Annotated in this window: 18 protein-coding genes; 3 read left to right on the top strand and 15 right to left on the bottom strand. The window is 61.7% G+C overall.

The genetic code is table 11. The annotated features are described in order from the left end of the window. Positions 1-61: 61 nt before the first annotated feature. The 7 genes from NGJ21_RS01330 to gcl form a co-directional block, all read right to left on the bottom strand. On the bottom strand, positions 62-886 hold the full coding sequence (locus tag NGJ21_RS01330) for an ion transporter (protein WP_046785318.1): 825 nt from the start codon (positions 884-886) through the stop codon (positions 62-64). A 45-nt stretch (positions 887-931) separates the two neighbouring features. Further along, a complete protein-coding gene (locus tag NGJ21_RS01325; protein ID WP_115274204.1) occupies positions 932-1,801 on the bottom strand; it encodes an urea transporter in 870 nt (289 codons plus the stop codon). A 191-nt stretch (positions 1,802-1,992) separates the two neighbouring features. Beyond that, positions 1,993-3,408 carry a pyruvate kinase gene (gene pyk, locus NGJ21_RS01320; RefSeq protein WP_251961710.1) on the bottom strand — a complete coding sequence of 472 codons (1,416 nt, stop codon included), beginning with the start codon at positions 3,406-3,408 and terminating at the stop codon, positions 1,993-1,995. Then, positions 3,405-4,679, bottom strand: a complete 1,275-nt coding sequence (locus tag NGJ21_RS01315; protein WP_251961709.1) for a glycerate kinase type-2 family protein — start codon at positions 4,677-4,679, stop codon at positions 3,405-3,407. The genes pyk and NGJ21_RS01315 overlap by 4 nt, the downstream gene beginning before the upstream one ends. A 166-nt stretch (positions 4,680-4,845) precedes the next feature. Then, a complete protein-coding gene (locus NGJ21_RS01310; protein ID WP_039603965.1) occupies positions 4,846-5,739 on the bottom strand; it encodes a 2-hydroxy-3-oxopropionate reductase in 894 nt (297 codons plus the stop codon). 180 nt (positions 5,740-5,919) lie between these two features. After that, a complete protein-coding gene (gene hyi, locus NGJ21_RS01305; protein ID WP_012315455.1) occupies positions 5,920-6,702 on the bottom strand; it encodes a hydroxypyruvate isomerase in 783 nt (260 codons plus the stop codon). A gap of 68 nt (positions 6,703-6,770) precedes the next feature. Beyond that, the gene (gene gcl / locus NGJ21_RS01300) at positions 6,771-8,546 is read right to left on the bottom strand and encodes a glyoxylate carboligase (RefSeq protein WP_251961708.1); all 1,776 of its coding nucleotides are present in this window, start codon (positions 8,544-8,546) and stop codon (positions 6,771-6,773) included. 256 nt (positions 8,547-8,802) lie between these two features. Here gcl and NGJ21_RS01295 point away from each other — a divergent pair, with 256 nt between their 5' ends. Further along, positions 8,803-9,243 (top strand): GlcG/HbpS family heme-binding protein, encoded by a 441-nt coding sequence (locus tag NGJ21_RS01295; protein ID WP_012315453.1) that lies wholly within the window; start codon positions 8,803-8,805, stop codon positions 9,241-9,243. Between the two features lie 105 nt (positions 9,244-9,348). On the opposite strand, the gene NGJ21_RS01290 is transcribed toward NGJ21_RS01295, so the two are convergent. Continuing rightward, positions 9,349-9,960: a TetR/AcrR family transcriptional regulator gene (locus NGJ21_RS01290; protein WP_039604598.1), complete on the bottom strand. Its 612-nt coding sequence runs from the start codon at positions 9,958-9,960 to the stop codon at positions 9,349-9,351. Between the two features lie 132 nt (positions 9,961-10,092). On the opposite strand from NGJ21_RS01290, the gene NGJ21_RS01285 reads away from it, so the two are divergent. Beyond that, positions 10,093-11,004, top strand: coding sequence for a DUF808 domain-containing protein (locus NGJ21_RS01285; protein WP_119687522.1), 912 nt, complete (start codon positions 10,093-10,095; stop codon positions 11,002-11,004). A 106-nt stretch (positions 11,005-11,110) separates the two neighbouring features. Here NGJ21_RS01285 and NGJ21_RS01280 read toward each other — a convergent pair whose 3' ends face one another. The 7 genes from NGJ21_RS01280 to puuE all read right to left on the bottom strand — a co-directional run bounded on the left by NGJ21_RS01280 (position 11,111) and on the right by puuE (position 18,062). Next, entirely contained in the window at positions 11,111-11,893 is a 783-nt protein-coding gene (locus NGJ21_RS01280) for an outer membrane protein OmpK (RefSeq protein WP_039601601.1), read from the bottom strand. 353 nt (positions 11,894-12,246) lie between these two features. Further along, positions 12,247-13,032, bottom strand: coding sequence for an outer membrane protein OmpK (locus NGJ21_RS01275; protein WP_012315449.1), 786 nt, complete (start codon positions 13,030-13,032; stop codon positions 12,247-12,249). 141 nt (positions 13,033-13,173) lie between these two features. Further along, positions 13,174-14,529, bottom strand: coding sequence for a nucleobase:cation symporter-2 family protein (locus tag NGJ21_RS01270; protein ID WP_039601600.1), 1,356 nt, complete (start codon positions 14,527-14,529; stop codon positions 13,174-13,176). A 158-nt stretch (positions 14,530-14,687) separates the two neighbouring features. Next, entirely contained in the window at positions 14,688-16,016 is a 1,329-nt protein-coding gene (locus NGJ21_RS01265; RefSeq protein ID WP_046785311.1) for a urate hydroxylase PuuD, read from the bottom strand. Between the two features lie 43 nt (positions 16,017-16,059). Further along, complete coding sequence (locus NGJ21_RS01260) at positions 16,060-16,563, bottom strand: ureidoglycolate lyase (RefSeq protein ID WP_012315446.1); 504 nt, start codon at positions 16,561-16,563, stop codon at positions 16,060-16,062. A 57-nt stretch (positions 16,564-16,620) separates the two neighbouring features. Next, positions 16,621-17,136: a 2-oxo-4-hydroxy-4-carboxy-5-ureidoimidazoline decarboxylase gene (uraD, locus tag NGJ21_RS01255; RefSeq protein ID WP_012315445.1), complete on the bottom strand. Its 516-nt coding sequence runs from the start codon at positions 17,134-17,136 to the stop codon at positions 16,621-16,623. Continuing rightward, complete coding sequence (gene puuE, locus NGJ21_RS01250) at positions 17,136-18,062, bottom strand: allantoinase PuuE (protein ID WP_012315444.1); 927 nt, start codon at positions 18,060-18,062, stop codon at positions 17,136-17,138. The genes uraD and puuE overlap by 1 nt, the downstream gene beginning before the upstream one ends. A 377-nt stretch (positions 18,063-18,439) precedes the next feature. Here puuE and uraH point away from each other — a divergent pair, with 377 nt between their 5' ends. Then, positions 18,440-18,793, top strand: a complete 354-nt coding sequence (uraH, locus tag NGJ21_RS01245; protein ID WP_012315443.1) for a hydroxyisourate hydrolase — start codon at positions 18,440-18,442, stop codon at positions 18,791-18,793. The last annotated feature ends 87 nt before the right edge of the window (positions 18,794-18,880 follow it).

Genomic DNA, 18,880 nt, shown 5'->3' with positions numbered 1-18,880 from the left:
TAACTTATGCGCGACTATAGCGTTTCGTTATTGAACGACTAAAGACCAAATGGCTCTTTGCTTATTCTGTTTTCGGGAACAGCAGGTTACCGCAGCGCGAGCAAAATGCAGCGCCGTGTTCATGGGCCTTTTTGCTGCACCTTGGGCAGTCGTGCTGCAACTGTTCGGCGCGCATGGCATTGGCCAGTTCGGCGGTGAAAATCCCTGTGGGCACGGCAATGATCGAATAACCGGTGATCATCACCAGTGAGGACAGCACCTGGCCCAGCGGTGTTTTCGGCACGATATCGCCAAAGCCCACGGTCGTGAGCGTGACAATGGCCCAGTAGATGCCTTTGGGGATGCTGGTAAAGCCGTGCTCGGGGCCCTCGATTACATACATCAAGGTGCCGAACACAGTAACCAGGGTCGACACGCTGAGCAGAAACACGATGATCTTCTGCTTGCTGCCACGCAGTGCCGCCATCAGGTAATTCGCTTGGTTCAGGTACTGGCCGAGCTTGAGCACACGGAAAATCCGCAGCATGCGGATCACCCGGATGATCAGCAGGTACTGCGCGTCGCTGTAGTACAGGGCAATGATCCCCGGCACGATCGCCAGCAGGTCGACCAGGCCATAGAAGCTGAAGGCGTAGCGCATGGGCTTGGGCGAGCAGTAAAGGCGAGTGATGTACTCGGCCAGGAAGATCGCGGTGAAGCCCCATTCGATACCGGCCAGCAGGCCTGCGTAGTTCTGGTGAATCTCGTCGATGCTGTCGAGGATCACCGTGACCAGGCTGGCCAGGATGATCAGCAGGAGGGTCTTGTCGAAGCGCCGGCCGGCGACGGTGTCGGTCTGGAATACGATGACGTAGAGCCGTTCGCGCAGGCTCGCAGGGTTGTTCATGGGCTCGTTCCACAAAAGCGATGGGCTGAGCCTAGGGGTTGCGTTTCAGCTGTGCAAGCGCCTGGCATTGCGCTGCCTGGGCTGGGCCAGGTGGCTGCCCAAGTGCATCAGCCAGCAGGCGGCGACGAACGGGGCGGTCAGGCCGGGCACCGGTAGCAGCTTGAACAGCGGTTGCAGCAGTAGAGCCAGGGCAATCGCCAGCAGGGTCACCCAAGGCTTTTCACCCTGCCTGCTGAAGGCCAGCGCCGCCAGTGCCGCGTTGAAGCCGTACAGACCCAGCCAGGCAGATTGCGCTTCGGCAAACAAGGCTACGCTGCCACCGATGGCCGAGCCGATCACCGCCCACATCGCGGCATAGGGGTTGGCGATGAACATGCCTAAGATGATCAGCAACCCGGCCAATGGCTGGTCGAGCAGGAAAATCTGGCCTACGCCCCGCGCCAGAGCATACAGCGGGTCGGCTTCGACGAAGCCGCTGGGTGAGGGGCTGGCGAGCAGCAGTGTGCCCCAACCCAGCAGCACGAAAGGGGCGGTGTAGGCGATCAGCAGTTTGCCCCCGCGCTTGCGCCACTGGTGGGTAATGATGCTGGACAGCCCACCGGCAGCGATGATCAGCGGCGGCATGATTGCCGACCAGGGCAGTACCGCGCAGATCAGGATGCCGATCAGCACGCCGTTATAGCAGTAAAGCCCGGCCTGGCGGTCGGCGCGGTCATAGCCGCGGCGCTGGGCGGTGAGCAGGCCGGCGAGGGCGCCGAGCAGGGCGCCGCCGACCAGGTCGGGGGCGGTCAGCAGGATGGCCAGCAGGCAGCACAGGCCGCACAGGGGGCTGCGCAGCAGCAGTACCTGGCTGAAGCCGTTGAGTAGCGCCGTGGCCCAGTCGGGGCACGGGTTGACGAAATTTTTGGTGTACATGGGCAGTCGGTAAGGTTGATGGAAGAGCGGTGGGCCTCTTTGGGCCTCGGTTTTCCGCGTGTCTGTTGTTGGGGTGCAAGGGGAGGGCTTTGCCCTCCTTTCGCGACGCAAGGCCGCTCCTACAGGGTTTCGCGTTCGCCGGTAGGAGCGGCCTTGTGTCGCGAAAGGGGCGCAAAGCGCCCCCGGCAATCTCAGACCAAGGTCTCGATCCGCAGGCTGTTGGTCGAGCCTGGCTTGCCGAACGGCACACCGGCAGTGATCAGCAATGTGTCACCACGGCTGGCCATGCCTTGGGCCTGGGCAATTTCCAGTGCGGTGGAGACCACCTCATCTACCTGGCGCAAACGGTCATTGACCACCGAGTGCACGCCCCAGGTCACGCTCAGGCGGCGGGCAGTGACCAGGTTCGGCGTCAGGTTGAGGATCGGCGCCCGTGGCCGCTCGCGTGCGGCGCGCAGGGTCGAGGCGCCCGACTCGCTGTAGTTGACCAGCACCGCCACCGGCAGGATGCCGCTGATCCGGCGGATCGCGCAGCTGATGGCGTCCGACACGGTGGCTTCAGCTTTGGGCCGGCCAACGTCGAGCTGGGCCTGGTAGTCCGGGCCGTTCTCCACCTGGCGGATGATCTTGCTCATCATCTGCACGGCTTCCAGTGGGTAGTCACCCGAGGCGGTCTCGGCCGACAGCATCACCGCATCGGCACCTTCGGCAACGGCATTGGCGACGTCGGTGACTTCGGCGCGGGTCGGGGCTGGCGAGAAACGCATGGATTCGAGCATCTGCGTGGCCACCACCACCGGTTTACCCAGCTGGCGGCAGGTGCCGATGATGCGTTTCTGGATCTGCGGCACGCTCTCGGCCGGCACTTCCACGCCAAGGTCACCGCGGGCCACCATGATCGCGTCTGCCAGTTCGGCGATGGCTTGCAGCTGTTCGACTGCCGATGGCTTCTCGATCTTGGCCATCAAGTAGGCGCGATCGCCAATCAGCTGGCGTGCTTCGACGATGTCCTCAGGGCGCTGCACGAACGACAGGGCCACCCAGTCCACGCCCAGTTCCAGGCCAAAGGCCAGGTCGCGGCGGTCCTTTTCAGTAAGCGGGGAGAGGTCGAGTACTGCCTGCGGTACGTTGACGCCCTTGCGATCGGACAGCTCGCCACCGTTCAGCACTTCAGTGTCGATGGCGTCGTTGTGCTTGGCGGTTACGCGCAGCCGCAGCTTGCCGTCGTCCAGCAGCAGGTCCATGCCGGGCTCCAGCGCGGCGATGATCTCCGGGTGCGGCAGGTTGACCCGGCGGCTGTCACCCGGGGCCTTGTCCAGGTCCAGGCGCAGTGCTTGGCCGCGTTGCAGCTGCACCTTGCCTTCGGCAAAGCGGCCAACGCGCAGCTTGGGCCCTTGCAAGTCCATGAGAATGCCCAGCGGGTAGTTCAGCTGTTGCTCGACCTCGCGGATCCACTGGTAGCGCAGGGCGTGATCGGCGTGTTCGCCATGGCTGAAGTTGAGGCGGAAGATGTTCACCCCGGCTTCTACCAGCTGGCGGATATCGTCGATGCCGCTGATCGCAGGGCCGAGGGTGGCGAGGATTTTGACTTTTTTATCAGGCGTCATGATTGTGCAGTCTCAAGGATCAGGATGGCGCGGAAGTCGTTGACGTTGGTGCGGGTCGGCTCAGTGACGATCAGCGCATCGAGTGCGGCGAAATAGCCGTAGCCGTTGTTGTTGTCCAGCTCGTCACTGGCCGACAGGCCCAGTGCCTCGGCGCGGGCGAAGCTGGCTGGCGTCATGAAGGCGCCGGCGTTTTCTTCCGAGCCGTCGATGCCGTCGGTATCACCAGCCAGGGCGTACACGCCCGGCAGGCCCTTCAGGCTTTCGGTGAGGCTGAGCAAAAACTCCGCATTGCGCCCGCCACGGCCATTGCCGCGTACGGTGACGGTGGTTTCGCCGCCAGAAAGGATCACGCAAGGTGCTTTGAGCGGTTGCCCGTGCTGGACGATCTGCCGGGTGATACCGGCATGCACCTTGGCCACTTCACGCGATTCACCTTCCAGGTCGCCGAGGATCAGCGGGCTGAAGCCGGCCTGGAGGGCTTGCACTGCAGCGGCTTCAAGCGATTGCTGGGGCTTGGCGATCAGCTGGAAGTGGCTGCGGGCCAGGGCCGGGTCATCGGCCTTGACGGTTTCCGAGGCGGGGTTGTTGAGCCAGTCGATGACGGCCTTGGGCGCTTCGATGTTGTAGCGCTTGAGGATCGCCAGGGCGTCGGCCGAGGTGCTCGGGTCGGCCACGGTAGGGCCGGAGGCGATGACCGTAGCCAGGTCGCCGGGCACATCGGAAATGGCATAGGTGTAGACAGTGGCGGGCCAGCAGGCTTTGGCCAGGCGGCCGCCCTTGATCGCCGAGAGGTGCTTGCGCACGCAGTTCATCTCGCCGATGGTGGCACCGGATTTGAGCAGCGCCTTGTTGATCTGTTGCTTGTCGGCCAGGGTCAGGCCTTCGGCTGGCAGCGCCAGCAGGGCCGAACCACCGCCAGAGAGCAGGAAGATGACGCGGTCGTCTTCGTTCAGGTCGCTGACCAGTTCCAGCACACGTTTGGCCACGGCCAGGCCAGCGGCGTCGGGGACCGGGTGGGCGGCTTCGACCACTTCGATCTTCTGGCAGTTGGCGCCATGACCGTAACGTGTGACCACCAGCCCGGACACTTCACCCTGCCAGCTCTTCTCGACCACTTCGGCCATGGCCGCTGCGGCTTTGCCGGCGCCGATGACGATGACCCGGCCGCTACGGTCGGCGGGCAGGTAGGGTTCGAGGACTTGACGGGGGTGGGCGGCAGCGATGGCTGTGTCGAACAGGTCGCGGAGAAGTTTTTGCGGATCGACCGACATGGCAGGCTCCCAATTATTGTTGTTCTGCAGAATCGAAAACGCCCCTGGAACTGCCTCCGTGCAGGCCGAACCAGGGGCGGTCCCCAGAGCTGCAAGCTTCAAGCTACAAGCCGCAAGTAAAAGCAGACCTGCTTTTGCTTGCCGCTTGAGGCTTACAGCTTGAAGCTTATTTCTCGCCGCGGATCGAGAAGTTGGCCATGTGCTCCAGGCCTTTGATCAGCGCCGAGTGGTCCCAGTTGCCGCCGCCCAGTGCCACGCAGGTGCTGAACACTTGCTGGGCGTTGGAGGTGTTGGGCAGGTTGATGCCCAGCTCCTTGGCGCCTTGCAGGGCCAGGTTCAGGTCTTTCTGGTGCAGATTGATGCGGAAGCCTGGGTCGAAGGTACCTTTGATCATGCGCTCGGCATGCACTTCGAGGATCTTCGAGGAGGCGAAGCCGCCCATCAGCGCTTCACGCACCTTGGCAGGGTCTGCACCGTTCTTGGCCGCGAACAGCAGAGCTTCGCTGACGGCCTGGATGTTCAGGGCGACGATGATCTGGTTGGCGACCTTGGCCGTCTGGCCGTCACCGTTGCCGCCGACGCGGGTGATGTTCTTGCCCATGGCTTCGAACAGCGGCAGGGCGCGTTCGAAGGCGTTCGGGCAGCCACCGACCATGATGCTCAGGGTCGCGGCCTTGGCACCGACTTCACCACCGGACACTGGTGCGTCGAGGTAGGCGGCACCGGTGGCCTTGATCTTCTCGGCAAAGGCCTTGGTGGCGGTCGGCGAGATCGAGCTCATGTCGATCACCACCTTGTTCGGGCCCACGCCTTCGGCGACACCGTTCTGGTCGAACAGTACGCTTTCGACCTGCGGGGTGTCCGGCACCATGACGATGATGAACTCGGCTTCCTGGGCAACCTCTTTCGGGTTGGCCAGCGCCACTGCGCCAGCGGCGATCAGGTCAGCCGGTGCGGCCTCGTGGTGGGTGGAAACGAAAATGCTGTGACCTGCTTTTTGCAGGTTCTGAGCCATGGGCTTGCCCATGATGCCGGTGCCGAGGAAACCGATTTTAGCCATGAGAAATTACCTCTTTTATATTTATGTAAGCAGGCGACTCGGCCCCCTGTAGGGGCGGCCTTGTGTCGCGAAGGGGCGCGCAGTGGCCCCTCGATCTCAGTTGCGCAGGCAATCTGCCGGGGCTGCTTTGCAGCCCTTCGCGACACAAGGCCGCTCCTACAGCAGGTTCTGCGAGCGTTCTTAGATTGCGTTGTGTGTCTTCAGCCAGCCCAGGCCTGCTTCGGTGGTAGTCAGCGGCTTGTACTCCGCGCCTACCCAACCCTGGTAACCGATGCGGTCCAGGTGTTCGAACAGGAAGCGGTAGTTGATCTCGCCGGTACCCGGTTCGTTACGGCCCGGGTTGTCGGCCAGCTGGATGTGGTTGATCAGTTTCAGGTTGGCTTCCATGGTGCGAGCCAGGTCACCTTCCATGATCTGCATGTGGTAGATGTCGTATTGCAGGAACAGGTTGTCGCTGCCCACTTCGGCCTGGATTTCCAGGGCCTGCCGGGTGGTGTTCAGGTAGAAGCCCGGGATGTCGCGGGTGTTGATCATTTCCATGACCAGGCGAATGCCAGCGGCTTTGAGCTTGTCGGCAGCGAACTTCAGGTTGTCGACAAAGGTCTTGCGCACGTCGGCGCACTGCAGGCCTTGCGGGCGAATGCCGGCCAGGCAGTTGACCTGGGTGTTGCCCAGTACCTTGGCGTATTCGATGGCCTTGTCGACACCGGCGCGGAATTCTTCGACGCGGTCGGGATGGCACGCGATTCCGCGCTCACCTTTGCCCCAATCACCGGCCGGCAGGTTGAACAGCACCTGGGTCAGGCCGTGGGCGTCGAGCTGCTGCTTGATTTCGGCAGCGCTGAAGTCGTACGGGAAGAGGTATTCGACGCCGCTGAAACCAGCATCGGCGGCAGCCTTGAAGCGGGCCAGGAAGTCCTGTTCGGTGAACAGCATGGACAGGTTGGCAGCGAAGCGAGGCATGATGTGTCTCCTTGCGATGAAGGCCCCCGGCGCCCCCAGTTAGGGCGCAGCACGGGGGCGTCAGGCGATCAGTCCAGCATCGAGATGGCGGTTGGCGCGTCGTTGCCGACCAGCGCCAGGTCTTCGAACTCGTTGACCGCGTTGATCTCGGTGCCCATGGAAATGTTGGTCACACGCTCCAGAATCACTTCCACCACGACCGGTACACGGAACTCTTCGGCCATCTTCTGTGCCTTGAGCAGTGCCGGGGCGATTTCACCCGGCTCGAAGACACGGATGGCCTTGCAGCCCAGGCCTTCGACCACGGCGACGTGATCGACACCGTAGGTGGCGGCGTCGGTGGAGTTGATGTTCTCGAACGCCAGTTGTACACAGTAATCCATGTCGAAGCCACGCTGCGCCTGACGGATCAGGCCCAGGTAGGCGTTGTTCACCAGCACGTGTACGTACGGCAGGTTGAACTGCGCGCCCACGGCCAGCTCTTCGATCATGAACTGGAAGTCGTAGTCACCCGACAGAGCCACAACCTTGCGTTTCGGGTCGGCCTTGACCACACCCAGTGCCGCCGGGATGGTCCAGCCGAGCGGGCCGGCCTGGCCACAGTTGATCCAGTGGCGTGGCTTGTATACGTGCAGGAACTGCGCGCCGGCAATCTGCGACAGGCCAATGGTGCTGACGTAGCAGGTGTCCTTGCCGAACACCTGGTTCATCTCTTCGTAAACGCGCTGCGGCTTGACCGGCACGTTGTCGAAGTGAGTCTTGCGCTGCAGGCTCGATTTACGCTGCTGGCAGTCTTCCAGCCAGACCTTGCGGCACTGCAGCTTGCCGGCGGCTTTCCACTCGCGGGCCACTTCGATGAACACGTCCAGCGCCAGGCCTGCGTCGGAAACGATACCCAGGTCCGGGGTGAACACGCGGCCGATCTGGGTGGGCTCGATGTCGACGTGAACGAACTTGCGGCCTTCGGTGTAAACGTCAACGGAACCGGTGTGGCGGTTGGCCCAACGGTTACCGATACCGAACACCAGGTCGGACTTGAGCAGGGTGGCGTTGCCGTAGCGGTGCGAGGTCTGCAGGCCGACCATGCCGACCATCTGGGCGTGGTCGTCCGGGATGGTGCCCCAGCCCATCAGGGTAGGGATCACGGGCACGCCGGTCAGTTCGGCGAACTCCACCAGCTTGTCGCTGGCGTCGGCGTTGATGATGCCGCCACCGGCCACCAGCAGCGGGCGCTCGGCGTCGTTGAGCAGGGCCAGGGCTTTTTCAGCCTGTACGCGAGTGGCGGACGGTTTGTTGACGACCAGCGGCTCGTAGGCGTCGATGTCGAATTCGATTTCGGCCATCTGCACGTCGAACGGCAGGTCGATCAGCACAGGGCCTGGGCGGCCGGTACGCATTTCGTAGAAGGCTTTCTGGAAGGCATAAGGCACTTGGCCTGGTTCCAGAACGGTGGTCGCCCACTTGGTGACGGGCTTGACGATGCTGGTGATGTCGACAGCCTGGAAGTCTTCTTTGTGCAGACGGGCACGTGGCGCCTGGCCGGTGATGCAGAGAATCGGGATGGAGTCGGCCGATGCGCTGTACAGGCCGGTGACCATGTCGGTGCCGGCGGGGCCGGAGGTGCCGATGCACACGCCGATGTTGCCTGGGTTGGCGCGGGTGTAACCCTCGGCCATGTGCGAGGCGCCTTCAACGTGACGAGCGAGGACGTGATCGATGCCACCGACTTTTTTCAGGGCCGAGTACAACGGGTTGATGGCAGCCCCTGGGATGCCGAACGCGGTATCTACACCTTCACGGCGCATGACCAGAACGGCTGCATCGATTGCTCTCATTTTGCTCATGGGTTGTGCCTCATCGATTTTGTAATTGTATACAACTTGCTTTGTGCCAGAGTGTATTCACGGCTGGCGGTTCAGGTCAATGGGTTTTCATCGGGGGAGGTTGCTTTCGTCCGAGCGCCCATGAAAACGGCGATTTGCGTCATCGCATACGATCGTTTCAATTTATTGTATACAAAAGTGGTTGCGGTTGTGTTCTATTTGAGTGATCGATTTTCAACTGCCCTCGGGCTTCTCACAACAAGAAGAGGACCTTTCCATGAACGCTTTGAACCTGAAAGTCGCTGTCAGCCTGGTGAACGCGGCGCTGGCGGCGGGCCGCAAGATCAATGCTGCGCCGTTGACGGTGGTGGTGCTGGATGCCGGTGGGCATGTGCTGGCCCTGCAGCGCGAAGATGGCGCCAGCCTGATTCGCCCTGAGGTGGCCACGGGCAAGGCCTGGGGCGCGATTGCCCTGGGCAAGGGCTCGCGCTTGCTGGCGCTGGATGCGCAGCAGCGGCCGGCGTTTTTTGCCGCGTTGAATGGTGTGGGTGAGCGGCCGGTGGTGCCGGCGCCAGGTGGCGTGCTGATCCGCGATCAGGACGGCAAGGTGCTGGGTGCCGTAGGGATCAGCGGCGATACGTCGGATATCGACGAGCAGTGTGCGATCAGTGCGATCGAAGAGGCGGGGTTGACGGCGGATGCCGGTGTAGCTGCGTAAGGCTTTAAATTGCCGGGGCCGCGTTGCGGCCCTATCGCGACACGAGGCCGCTCCTACAGCGGCCTTGTGTCGCGAGAGGGCTGCAGAGCAGCCCCACTGGCCTTGTCAGGCCGCCTCGGGTTCACAGCCTTTGAGCACCAGCCGAATGATGGTCTCGGCTGCTGCTTCGTAATCACTGTCGGCCAGCTTGGCCTTGCCGGTGATCACCGAAATCTGCCAATCGAAATCGGCATAGGTCTGAGTCGCCGCCCAGATGCTGAACATCAGGTGGTGCGCGTCGACCTTGGCAATCTGCCCGCGCTCGATCCAGCGCTCGATGCACTCGATGTTGTGGCGGGCCTGCTCGTTGAGCTGTTCCACCTGGTTGGGCGAGAGGTGCGGCGCACCGTGCATGATCTCGCTGGCGAACACCTTCGAGGCATGCGGCAGGTCTCGCGAAATGCGGATCTTCGAGCGGATGTAGGCACTCAGCACTTCCTTGGGGTCGCCGTCGGCATTGAACGGCGTGGACGCCTGCATGATCGGCGCGATGATGCTCTCCAGGACCTCGCGGTAGAGGTTGTCCTTGGACTTGAAGTAGTAATACACGTTCGGCTTGGGCAGGCCGGCCTTGGCCGCGATATCGCTGGTCTTGGTGGCGGCGAAGCCCTTGTCGGCGAATTCCTCGCTGGCCGCGCGCAGGATCAGTTCCTTGTTGCGCTCGCGAATGGTGCTCATGGTCAGGGATCTTCCTCGTGTCTGGCCACCTCTAAGAGGGATCGGGCATGGTAGCACCGGGCTCGAGGGGCGCTCAAGGCAGCGACTTTGGGCTAGACTCCGGCCCATTCATTTCACGGGAAACAGGCAGACATGGCAGGAAGCAGTTTACTGGTACTGATCGACGACATTGCCACGGTACTCGACGATGTCTCGTTGATGACCAAGGTGGCGGCGAAGAAAACCGCAGGTGTGCTGGGCGACGACCTGGCACTCAACGCCCAGCAGGTCACCGGTGTGCGCGCCGAGCGCGAGATCCCGGTGGTGTGGGCGGTGGCCAAGGGCTCGTTCGTCAACAAGGCGATCCTGGTGCCGGCGGCGCTGCTGATCAGCGCGTTCATCCCATGGGCGGTGACGCCGCTGCTGATGATCGGTGGTGCGTACCTGTGTTTCGAAGGCTTCGAAAAGCTGGCGCACAAGTTCTTGCACAGCAAGGAGGAGGATGCTGCCGAGCACAGTGCGCGCAGCGAAGCCGTTGCCGATGCGAACGTCGACCTGGTGGCCTTTGAGAAGACCAAGATCAAGGGGGCGGTGCGCACCGACTTCATCCTCTCGGCAGAAATCATCGCCATCACCTTGGGCACTGTGGCCGATGCGCCGCTGACTCAGCAGATCATCGTGCTGTCGGGCATTGCGATCGTCATGACCGTGGGTGTCTATGGGTTGGTGGGCGGTATCGTCAAGCTCGATGACCTGGGCTTGTGGATGACTCAGAAAGCCTCGAAAGCGGCCCAGGTGGTGGGCAACGGCATTCTGCGGGCGGCGCCCTACATGATGAAAAGCCTGTCGGTGATCGGGACTGCGGCGATGTTCCTGGTCGGTGGCGGGATTCTGGTACACGGTGTTGCGCCGCTGCATCACGCCATCGAGGCGTTCAGTGAAGGGCGGGGCGGGGCGCTTACTGGCGCGTTGCTCAATGGTGGGGTGGGGATTGTTGCGGGGGCCGTGGTGTTGGCGGTGGTCAGCGGATTGGGCAAGTTGTGGCGAGTGCTGCGCCCGGCTTGATGAAGGTGAATTGGGCCGCTTTGCGGCCCTTTCGCGACACAAGGCCGCTACGACGATTGTAGGAGCGGCCTTGTGTCGCGAAAGGGCTGCACAGCAGCCCCCTGAATCAGAAGTGAACCTTGACCAGGAAGCTTGCAGTGTTCTGGTCGGTGGTGAACCCGTCGGAATCCTTGATGCCGTACTTGTTCTTCCAGTAGTCGTACTCAAAGCCCACATACAGCTGCTTCTCACCCAGGTGCAACGCCTTGCCCAGGTCATATTTGACCTGCGGGTTGAAGTGCAGGTTGGCCTGGTAGGTACCGCGGCGGTTCTCGTCGTTGTCGACCACCCAGTCCATGAAGCCGTCGATGAGGATGTCGGAGGAGCCCACAGGGATGGTGTACGACCACACCGGGGTGATCTGCCAGACGTTGTCACCGGCCCGGCTGCCGTCGGTGGTGCGCTGGTAGAAGTTCAGCTGGAAGTAGTCGAAGCCCGGGATGTCCAGGTCGAAGCCAGGGCCGATCAGGTAGGACTCGGTATCACCCTCGCCAAACTCATAGGTCATTGCCAGCAGCACGTCCTTGACCGGGCCGAATGCCAGCTTCTGGTCGAAGATCTTGCCGAACGACAGGCGCGGGCTGATTTCACCGTAGTAGGTGTTGTCGCCGTTACCCGAGTCCTTCTTGCCGTTGTAGAAGATCTTGTCGACGAAGACGAAGTTGTCGCCGTACTTCCAGCCATCGGCGTGCTCGAAGGTGACGGTTTGCTGGATCGCCGGGTTGACCTTGAAGTTCTTGCCCCACAGGTAGGTCAGGCTGTTGTTCTGCCACTGCAGCAGGTCATCGGCGTAGGTGGTGCCGCAGGCCAGCAGGCCGCCCGCGAGAATCAGGCTATTGATGGTACGCATTGCGAGTGTCGCTCCCTTGATTGGTCTGTTGTCAGCGCTCGGTATTGGCGCTTTTTTTGTCTTTTGAGTCAGCTTTTTTCGATTGGCCACAGTTGTTTGGCAAGAGCTGCGCCAACTTTCCGGATTGGCTACAACCTTCCTGCTCGACTCGTTCTGAACGGCTGAAAATGGGTATTTCCGGCTGGCAACGCGTTGGCCAACCGCCCGAATTCATTGACTGAGCGGTCAGTAAACGCGGGCAGGATCCATCCTGCCCTGTTCGAGGGGGCGCGCAGATTACTGGCTTGCGCGCCTGGCCTCAAGTGCTCCGTCCTGGAGCAGCGTGTATCAAACTTGGGCGTTTGATCAGGTTTTCAGAAATGTACCTTGATCAGGGCGCTGGCGACACTCTGGTTACTCTCCAGATTGCCGCGGCTGTCGATGCCGTACTTGTCCTTCCAGTAGCTGTACTCAAAGCCTACATACAGCTGTTTGGCGCCCAGGTTGAGCGCCTTGCCCAGGTCGTATTTGACCTGCGGGTTGAAGTGCAGGTTGGCGTGATAGGTGCCGCGGCTGTTCTGGTCGTTGTCGGGCACCCAGTCCATGTAGCCGTCGATCAGAATGTCCGATCTGCCCACAGGAATGGTGTACGACCAACCGGGGGTGATCTGCCAGACGTCGTCGCCAGGGCGGCCGCCTTCGGTGTTGCGCAGGTAGAAATTGAGGGTGAAATAGTTGAAGCCGGGAATGTTCAGGTCGAAACCGGGGCCGATCAGATAGGCCTCGTTGTCGCCTTCGCCACGCTCGTAGGTCATGGCCAGCAGCACGTCCTTGATCGGGCCGAAGGCGAGCTTCTGGTCGAAGATCTTGCCGAACGACAGTCGCGGGCTGAACTCACCGTAGTAGGTGGTCACGCCTTTGCTGGCATCGGGCTTGCCGTTGTAGAAGATCTTGTCGACGAACAGGAAGGTGTCGCCGTACTTCCATTTGTTGGCGTGCTCGAACGTGATGGTCTGCTGAATGTCTGGGTTGACCTTGAAGTCCTTGCCATACAGATAGGTCAGGCTTTCGCCGTGCCACAGCAGCCATTCGCCTGCATGCGAGGGGAGGGTGGCCAGCAGGCTGCTGCCCAGCAACAGGGTTGATGCGATGCGCTTCATGTTGTGATTCCCGGACTTATTGTTTTTGTTGGCGGATTTTTTGGCGCGCAGGCGCCCCGGGCGGCCCATTCCGGCGGGCCGACGGTGTGGCAGTTACAACGGACAAGAGCAGGGGCGACGCACGGCGCCGCCCCGCTTGGCTCAATGCTGGTGACAGGCGTCGTTGTGCGCCGCGCGGTCGGCACCACCGAGGATGTTGAACAGCACGTTCAGCACCAAGGCACTGACCGTGGCCATGGCGATACCACTGTGGGTGATGGGTTCCATCCACTGCGGCATCTGTGCGAAGAACTCCGGGCGGACCACCGGGATCAGGCCGAAGCCGACGCTGACCGCAACCAGCAGCTGGTTGCGGCGGTCGCCGATGTCTGCCTCCTGAAGGATCTTGATCCCGGTGGCGGTGACCATGCCGAACATGGCAATGGACGCACCACCCAGCACTGCAGGCGGAATCGAGGCGATCAGGTAAGCCGCCTTGGGCAGCAGGCTGAGCAGGATCAGCAGCGCGCCTGCCACCACGGTGACATAGCGGCAGCGTACCCCGGTCATCTGCACCAGGCCGATGTTCTGGGCGAACGAGGAGTGGGTGAAGGTGTTGAAGAACCCGGCGATGAACGACGCGCCGGCATCGCACAGCAGGCCCCGGCGCAGCATCCCTGGGGTGACTTCGCGATCGGTCACCTTGCCCAGGGCGAGGAACATGCCCGTGGACTCGACGAAGATGATCACCACCACCAGGCACATCGACAGGATCGGTGCCAGGCTGAAGGTCGGCATGCCAAAGTGCAGTGGCGTCACCACTTGCAGCCACGGTGCCTGGCTCAGGCCGGACAGGTCGACCATGCCGATGGAACCGGCCAGGATGTAACCCAGGCCCATGCCTACCAGCACCGATACGTTGACCCAGAAGCCACGCATGAAGCGGTTGATCAACAGGATCACGGCCAGCACCAGGCCTGCCACCATCAGGTAGATCGGCGAGCCGAAGGCTTCTGCCTCATGGCCGCCACCGGCCCAGTTGACTGCGACCGGGAACAGCGAGAGGCCGATCGAGGTGATCACGGTACCTGTGACCAGCGGCGGGAAGAAGCGTACGACCTTGGACATGAACGGCGCGATGAGCATGCCGAAGAACCCGGCGGCGATGGTCGCACCGAAGATCCCCTGCAGGCCTACGCCAGGCATGCCGGCCATGGCCACCATGCTGCCGACGGCAGCGAAACTGGCGCCCATCATCACCGGCATGCGGATCCCTACCGGGCCGATACCGAACGACTGGATGATGGTGGCTACGCCTGCGACCAGCAGGTCGGCGTTGATCAGGAAAGCGACTTCTTCACGGGACAATCCGGCTGCCTGGCCGATGATCAAAGGCACGGCAATCGCGCCTCCGTACATCAGCAGAACGTGTTGCAGGCCGACCAGGATCAGTTGGAACAGGGGCAGAGGTTCGCGCGGTGGCGCCACAGGAATGTACGCCTTGCGTGACTCGGACATGCAGCACCTCGAGTTTTGTTTTTATTCTCGGATCCAAGCGGCAAGCTCCAAGCGGCAAGCTTCAGGAAGAAGCTTGGTGATCCGCGTTGGAGCCTGACGCTCGATGCTTGCTTGTTACTTGGGACTTACAGCTTGAAGCTTGAAGCGTGCGGCTTCGATCAGTTGACCTGGGCACCTTTGGCGATCCAGTCACCGACGAGCTTGCGCTCCTCGACGGTCATCTGGGTGATGTTGCCCAGCGGCATGATCTGGCTGGCGACCGCTTGCGCCTGAATGCGCGCGGCCTGGGCCTGGATCTGCTGCGGGGTGTCGAACACCACGCCGCCAGGGGCGGTGCTGAACAGCGGGCTGGTCGGTTTCGACGAGTGGCACACTGTGCAGCGTTCCTGGATGACGGTGTGGATCTTGTCGAAGGCGCCGCCACCGGCCTGCGCAGTCGCCTGGGCTGGGGCTTGAGCCGGTGCGGCAGGCGCTTGGGCCGCCTTGGCAGCGTCCTCGGCGCGCTGTTCGGCAGCGGTCTTGCCACCTACTGCCGTCGCTGGCAGTGGCTGGTACTCGACCTTCGCTGCGGCCTGCTCAGGGGCAACAGCCATCGGTTTCGGGCCGGTGACGTAAGCCAGGCAGATCATCGCCAGGGCACCGGCCGGCAGGGTCCAGGCGTACTTGCTGCTGTCGTGGCGGGTGTTGAAGTAGTGGCGGATCAGTACCGCGGCTACGGCAATGCCGGCCAGGATCAGCCAGTTGTACTGGCTACCGTAGGTGCTCGGGAAGTGGTTGCTGATCATGATGAACAGCACCGGCAAGGTGAAGTAGTTGTTGTGACGCGAACGCAGCAGGCCTTTGGCCGGCAGGCGCGGGTCGGGGGTGGTGTTGTTCTCGATCGCTGCCACCAGCTGGCGCTGGGCCGGCATGATGATGCGGAACACGTTACCGACCATGATGGTGCCGATGATCGCGCCAGTGTGCAGGTACGCGCCACGGCCGCTGAACACCAGGCTGAAGCCCCAGCAGGCGGCGATGATCAGTACGAACAGCACGGCGCCAAGCAGTGCCGGGCGTTTGCCCAGTGGCGAATCGCAGAGCAGGTCGTAGATGAACCAGCCGGCCACCAGCGAACCGATACCGATGGCCACGCCCTCGGCACCGCTCAGGGTGCTGCCAGGGGCCAGCAGGTACAGGGTCGGGTTCCAGTAGAACACCACGCACAGCAGGGCGATACCGGACATCCAGGTGAAGTAGGCTTCCCATTTGAACCAGTGCAGGTTCTCGGGCATTTTCGGCGGCGCCAGCTTGTACTTCTCAAGGTGGTAGATACCACCGCCGTGGATGGCCCAAAGGTCACCCGACAGCCCGTCACGCGGATTGCTCCGGTTCAGGTTGTTTTCCAGCCAGACGAAGTAGAACGATGCACCGATCCAGGCCACGCCGGTGATCATGTGAACCCAGCGAATGCTCAGGTTCAGCCATTCGTGAAGGTGTGCTTCCACAGTATGTACCTCTGCCGATCACCGAACGATGATCGACCTTTTCTTATTGGTGGGGATTGAGGATCAGCATCTGTTCCTCGGTGAAGTAATGCTCATCGCAGTTGTTGCCGGAACCACTGCGATCAACCACCAGGAAATCATCCCGCTTTTCGATCGTAAGCACCGGGTGGTGCCAAACGCCGCGATGGTAATTGACGCCCTGCCTGCCATTACTGCGGAAGGCACGGACCAAGCCTGATACAGGTGCATCGCCAACGGGCGCGACCACGATCAGAAAGGGGTTGCCGAGCAGCGGGATGAAAGCCTGGCTGCCCAGCGGATGGCGTTCCAGCATGCGCACGGTCAGCGGCATGTCCAGCGCGTCGGCGCGGAAGATGCTGATGATCGCTTTGTCTTCAGGCTCGGCGGTCTCGACCGTGGCGAGCTTGTGGAAGCGCATGGTCGAGCCGTTGTTGATCATGAAGTGGTCACTGCCATCGGTTTCGATCACGTCACCGAAGGGGGCGAAGGCTTCTTTGGTCAGGGGCTCGATCATCAGGGTGCGCATGCGGTTATCTCTTCTATGTTCGTTGTTCTGGATAAGGCTCTAACGTTGCCGCGCCGGTTACAGCTGCAGCAGACGGAACAGGGCGATCAGGTTGATCTGCGCCAGGGCTTCCTTGAATTCGGCATCGGTGTCGTTGTGGATGCGCTTTTCGAAAGCGGCGAGGATCTGGTGCCGGTTGCTGCCCTTGACTGCCATGATGAACGGGAACTGGAACTTGGCCTTGTAGGCATCGTTCAGTTCGGTGAACCGGGCGAACTCTTCGGCGGTGCACTGGTGGATACCGGCGCCGGCCTGTTCGTTGGTGCTCGATTCGGTCAGCTCGCCCTGGATGGCGGCTTTACCGGCCAGGTCCGGGTGAGCGTTGATCAGCGCCAACTGGTCGGCGTGGTTGGCACTGAGCAGGATGTCGCTCATGCGCTGGTGCAGCGCTTCGATCTCGTTCAGCTCGTCCAGCTGGCCCAGGTCGTAGGCTTTTTCGGCGACCCACGGCGAATGCTCGTAGATGTCGGCGAAGACCTTGACGAAGGTGTCACGGTCCAAGGTCGATGGCTTGAGGGTCTTGAAGGCGGTCATCAGGCGTTCTCTTTCTTGTACGGGTGGGTGGCGTGCCAGTGGCGGGCGATGTCCGCGCGACGGGCGAACCAGACCTGGTCATGGCTCTTGGCGTAGTCGACGAAACGCTTGAGCGCGGCCAGGCGCGCCGGGCGGCCGACCAACCGGCAGTGCAGGCCGATGGAAAGCATCTTCGGCGCTTCGGCACCTTCGGCGTACAGCACATCGAAGGCGTCCTTGAGGTACTGGAAGAACTGCTCGCCGCAGTTGAAGCCCTGTACCTGGGTGAAGCGCATGTCATTGGTGTCCAAGGTGTAGGGGATCACCAGGTGCGGCTTGCCGGTCGGGTTGTTCGGTTCCCAGTAGGGCAGGTCGTCATCGTAGGTATCGCTGTCGTAGAGGAAGCCACCTTCCTCCATGACCAGGCGGCGGGTATTGGGGCCGGTGCGGCCGGTGTACCAGCCTACCGGGCGTTCGCCGGTCAGTTCGGTGAGGATGCGGATGGCCTCGAGCATGTGCTCGCGCTCCTGGGCCTCATCCATGTTCTGGTAGTCGATCCAACGGTAGCCGTGGCTGCAGATCTCGTGGCCGGCTTCGACCATGGCGCGGATCACGTCCGGATGGCGCTGGGCAGCCATGGCCACGGCGAACACGGTCAGCGGCACGCCGCTGTCCTTGAACAGCTTGAGCAGGCGCCATACGCCGGCCCGGCTGCCATATTCGTACAGCGACTCCATGCTCATGTTGCGCTGGCCCTGCAGCGGCTGGGCAGCGACCATCTCGGACAGGAAGGCTTCAGACTCTTTGTCGCCGTGCAGGATGTTGCGCTCGCCACCTTCTTCGTAATTCAGGACGAAAGACAGCGCGATGCGGGCATTGCCCGGCCATTGCGGGTGAGGTGGGTTGTTGCCGTAACCGATCAGGTCGCGAGGATAGTCAGCGCTCACTGCAGTCTTCCTTCTTGTGCGTTAGTGCGGGGGGTGGGCGGGCCGCGTCGGGATGTCGCACCACCGGATGGGCTGATTGTATACAACTTCTGAAATCATTTGTAAGCCTGTTTTTCCGCATTTCTTCCCTTTTGTCGCCTGAGAATCTGTTGCAAGAAACCTGCCTGATTGGTCAGTTAATGAGATTGGCGTCGGCACAGCGCCTGTATTTGCGACTATTGACCCGTTCGAGCGGGCCTCGACGGAAGGTCTCAAAAAATTGTGTACAATCTGCCGACGAAATGTCTTAATAACGGCATTCCCGCCCATCGCAGGTTCCTTGCCGTGCGAATGGCTGTGTATTTTTTGCCCACAGATTGAACAAGAGGCGACAAGCAATGGGACGTTTGACTACACACGTACTGGATGCAGCTCACGGCTGCCCGGGCAGCGCGATCAAGGTCGAGCTGTACCGTGTCGAAGGCCAGCAGCTTGAGCTGGTGAACACTGCCCTGACCAACAGCGATGGCCGCGTCGATGCGCCGCTGTTGCAGGGTGACGATTACCGTACTGGCGTTTACCAGCTGCAGTTCAGTGCTGGCGCCTACTACCGTGCTCGCGGCGTACAACTGCCGGAGCCGGCGTTTCTGGATGTTGTTGTGCTGCGCTTTGGCATCGACGAGAAGCAGGAGCACTACCATGTGCCGCTGCTGATCTCGCCGTATAGCTATTCGACCTATCGCGGGAGCTAGTTGGTCGCTAGAAGAATCTTCGTAGGTCCTTGGCCCGCTCTCACACTGGCGGGCTTTTTTTCGTCTGCTGTTTTGTGTTCTCTCCAC

The sequence above is a fragment of the Pseudomonas sp. Marseille-Q5299 genome, assembly GCF_943737035.1.
GTDB classification, from domain to species: Bacteria; Pseudomonadota; Gammaproteobacteria; order Pseudomonadales; family Pseudomonadaceae; genus Aquipseudomonas; species Aquipseudomonas putida_E.
The sequence above is the reverse complement of the archived record's forward strand: the minus strand, read 5'-3'. Positions and strand labels throughout refer to the sequence as shown.

What these genes read in the sequence shown, in the direction of transcription:
- NGJ21_RS01285 (WP_119687522.1), top strand. Translation starts at nt 10,093, where the DNA reads ATGGCAGGAAGCAGTTTACTGGTACTGATCGACGACATTGCCACGGTA.
- NGJ21_RS01290 (WP_039604598.1), bottom strand. Translation starts at nt 9,960, where the DNA reads ATGAGCACCATTCGCGAGCGCAACAAGGAACTGATCCTGCGCGCGGCC.
- uraD (WP_012315445.1), bottom strand. Translation starts at nt 17,136, where the DNA reads ATGACCGCCTTCAAGACCCTCAAGCCATCGACCTTGGACCGTGACACC.
- hyi (WP_012315455.1), bottom strand. Translation starts at nt 6,702, where the DNA reads ATGCCTCGCTTCGCTGCCAACCTGTCCATGCTGTTCACCGAACAGGAC.
- uraH (WP_012315443.1), top strand. Translation starts at nt 18,440, where the DNA reads ATGGGACGTTTGACTACACACGTACTGGATGCAGCTCACGGCTGCCCG.
- NGJ21_RS01270 (WP_039601600.1), bottom strand. Translation starts at nt 14,529, where the DNA reads ATGTCCGAGTCACGCAAGGCGTACATTCCTGTGGCGCCACCGCGCGAA.
- NGJ21_RS01315 (WP_251961709.1), bottom strand. Translation starts at nt 4,679, where the DNA reads ATGTCGGTCGATCCGCAAAAACTTCTCCGCGACCTGTTCGACACAGCC.
- NGJ21_RS01330 (WP_046785318.1), bottom strand. Translation starts at nt 886, where the DNA reads ATGAACAACCCTGCGAGCCTGCGCGAACGGCTCTACGTCATCGTATTC.
- NGJ21_RS01295 (WP_012315453.1), top strand. Translation starts at nt 8,803, where the DNA reads ATGAACGCTTTGAACCTGAAAGTCGCTGTCAGCCTGGTGAACGCGGCG.
- pyk (WP_251961710.1), bottom strand. Translation starts at nt 3,408, where the DNA reads ATGACGCCTGATAAAAAAGTCAAAATCCTCGCCACCCTCGGCCCTGCG.
- gcl (WP_251961708.1), bottom strand. Translation starts at nt 8,546, where the DNA reads ATGAGCAAAATGAGAGCAATCGATGCAGCCGTTCTGGTCATGCGCCGT.
- NGJ21_RS01310 (WP_039603965.1), bottom strand. Translation starts at nt 5,739, where the DNA reads ATGGCTAAAATCGGTTTCCTCGGCACCGGCATCATGGGCAAGCCCATG.
- NGJ21_RS01275 (WP_012315449.1), bottom strand. Translation starts at nt 13,032, where the DNA reads ATGAAGCGCATCGCATCAACCCTGTTGCTGGGCAGCAGCCTGCTGGCC.
- NGJ21_RS01260 (WP_012315446.1), bottom strand. Translation starts at nt 16,563, where the DNA reads ATGCGCACCCTGATGATCGAGCCCCTGACCAAAGAAGCCTTCGCCCCC.
- NGJ21_RS01280 (WP_039601601.1), bottom strand. Translation starts at nt 11,893, where the DNA reads ATGCGTACCATCAATAGCCTGATTCTCGCGGGCGGCCTGCTGGCCTGC.
- NGJ21_RS01325 (WP_115274204.1), bottom strand. Translation starts at nt 1,801, where the DNA reads ATGTACACCAAAAATTTCGTCAACCCGTGCCCCGACTGGGCCACGGCG.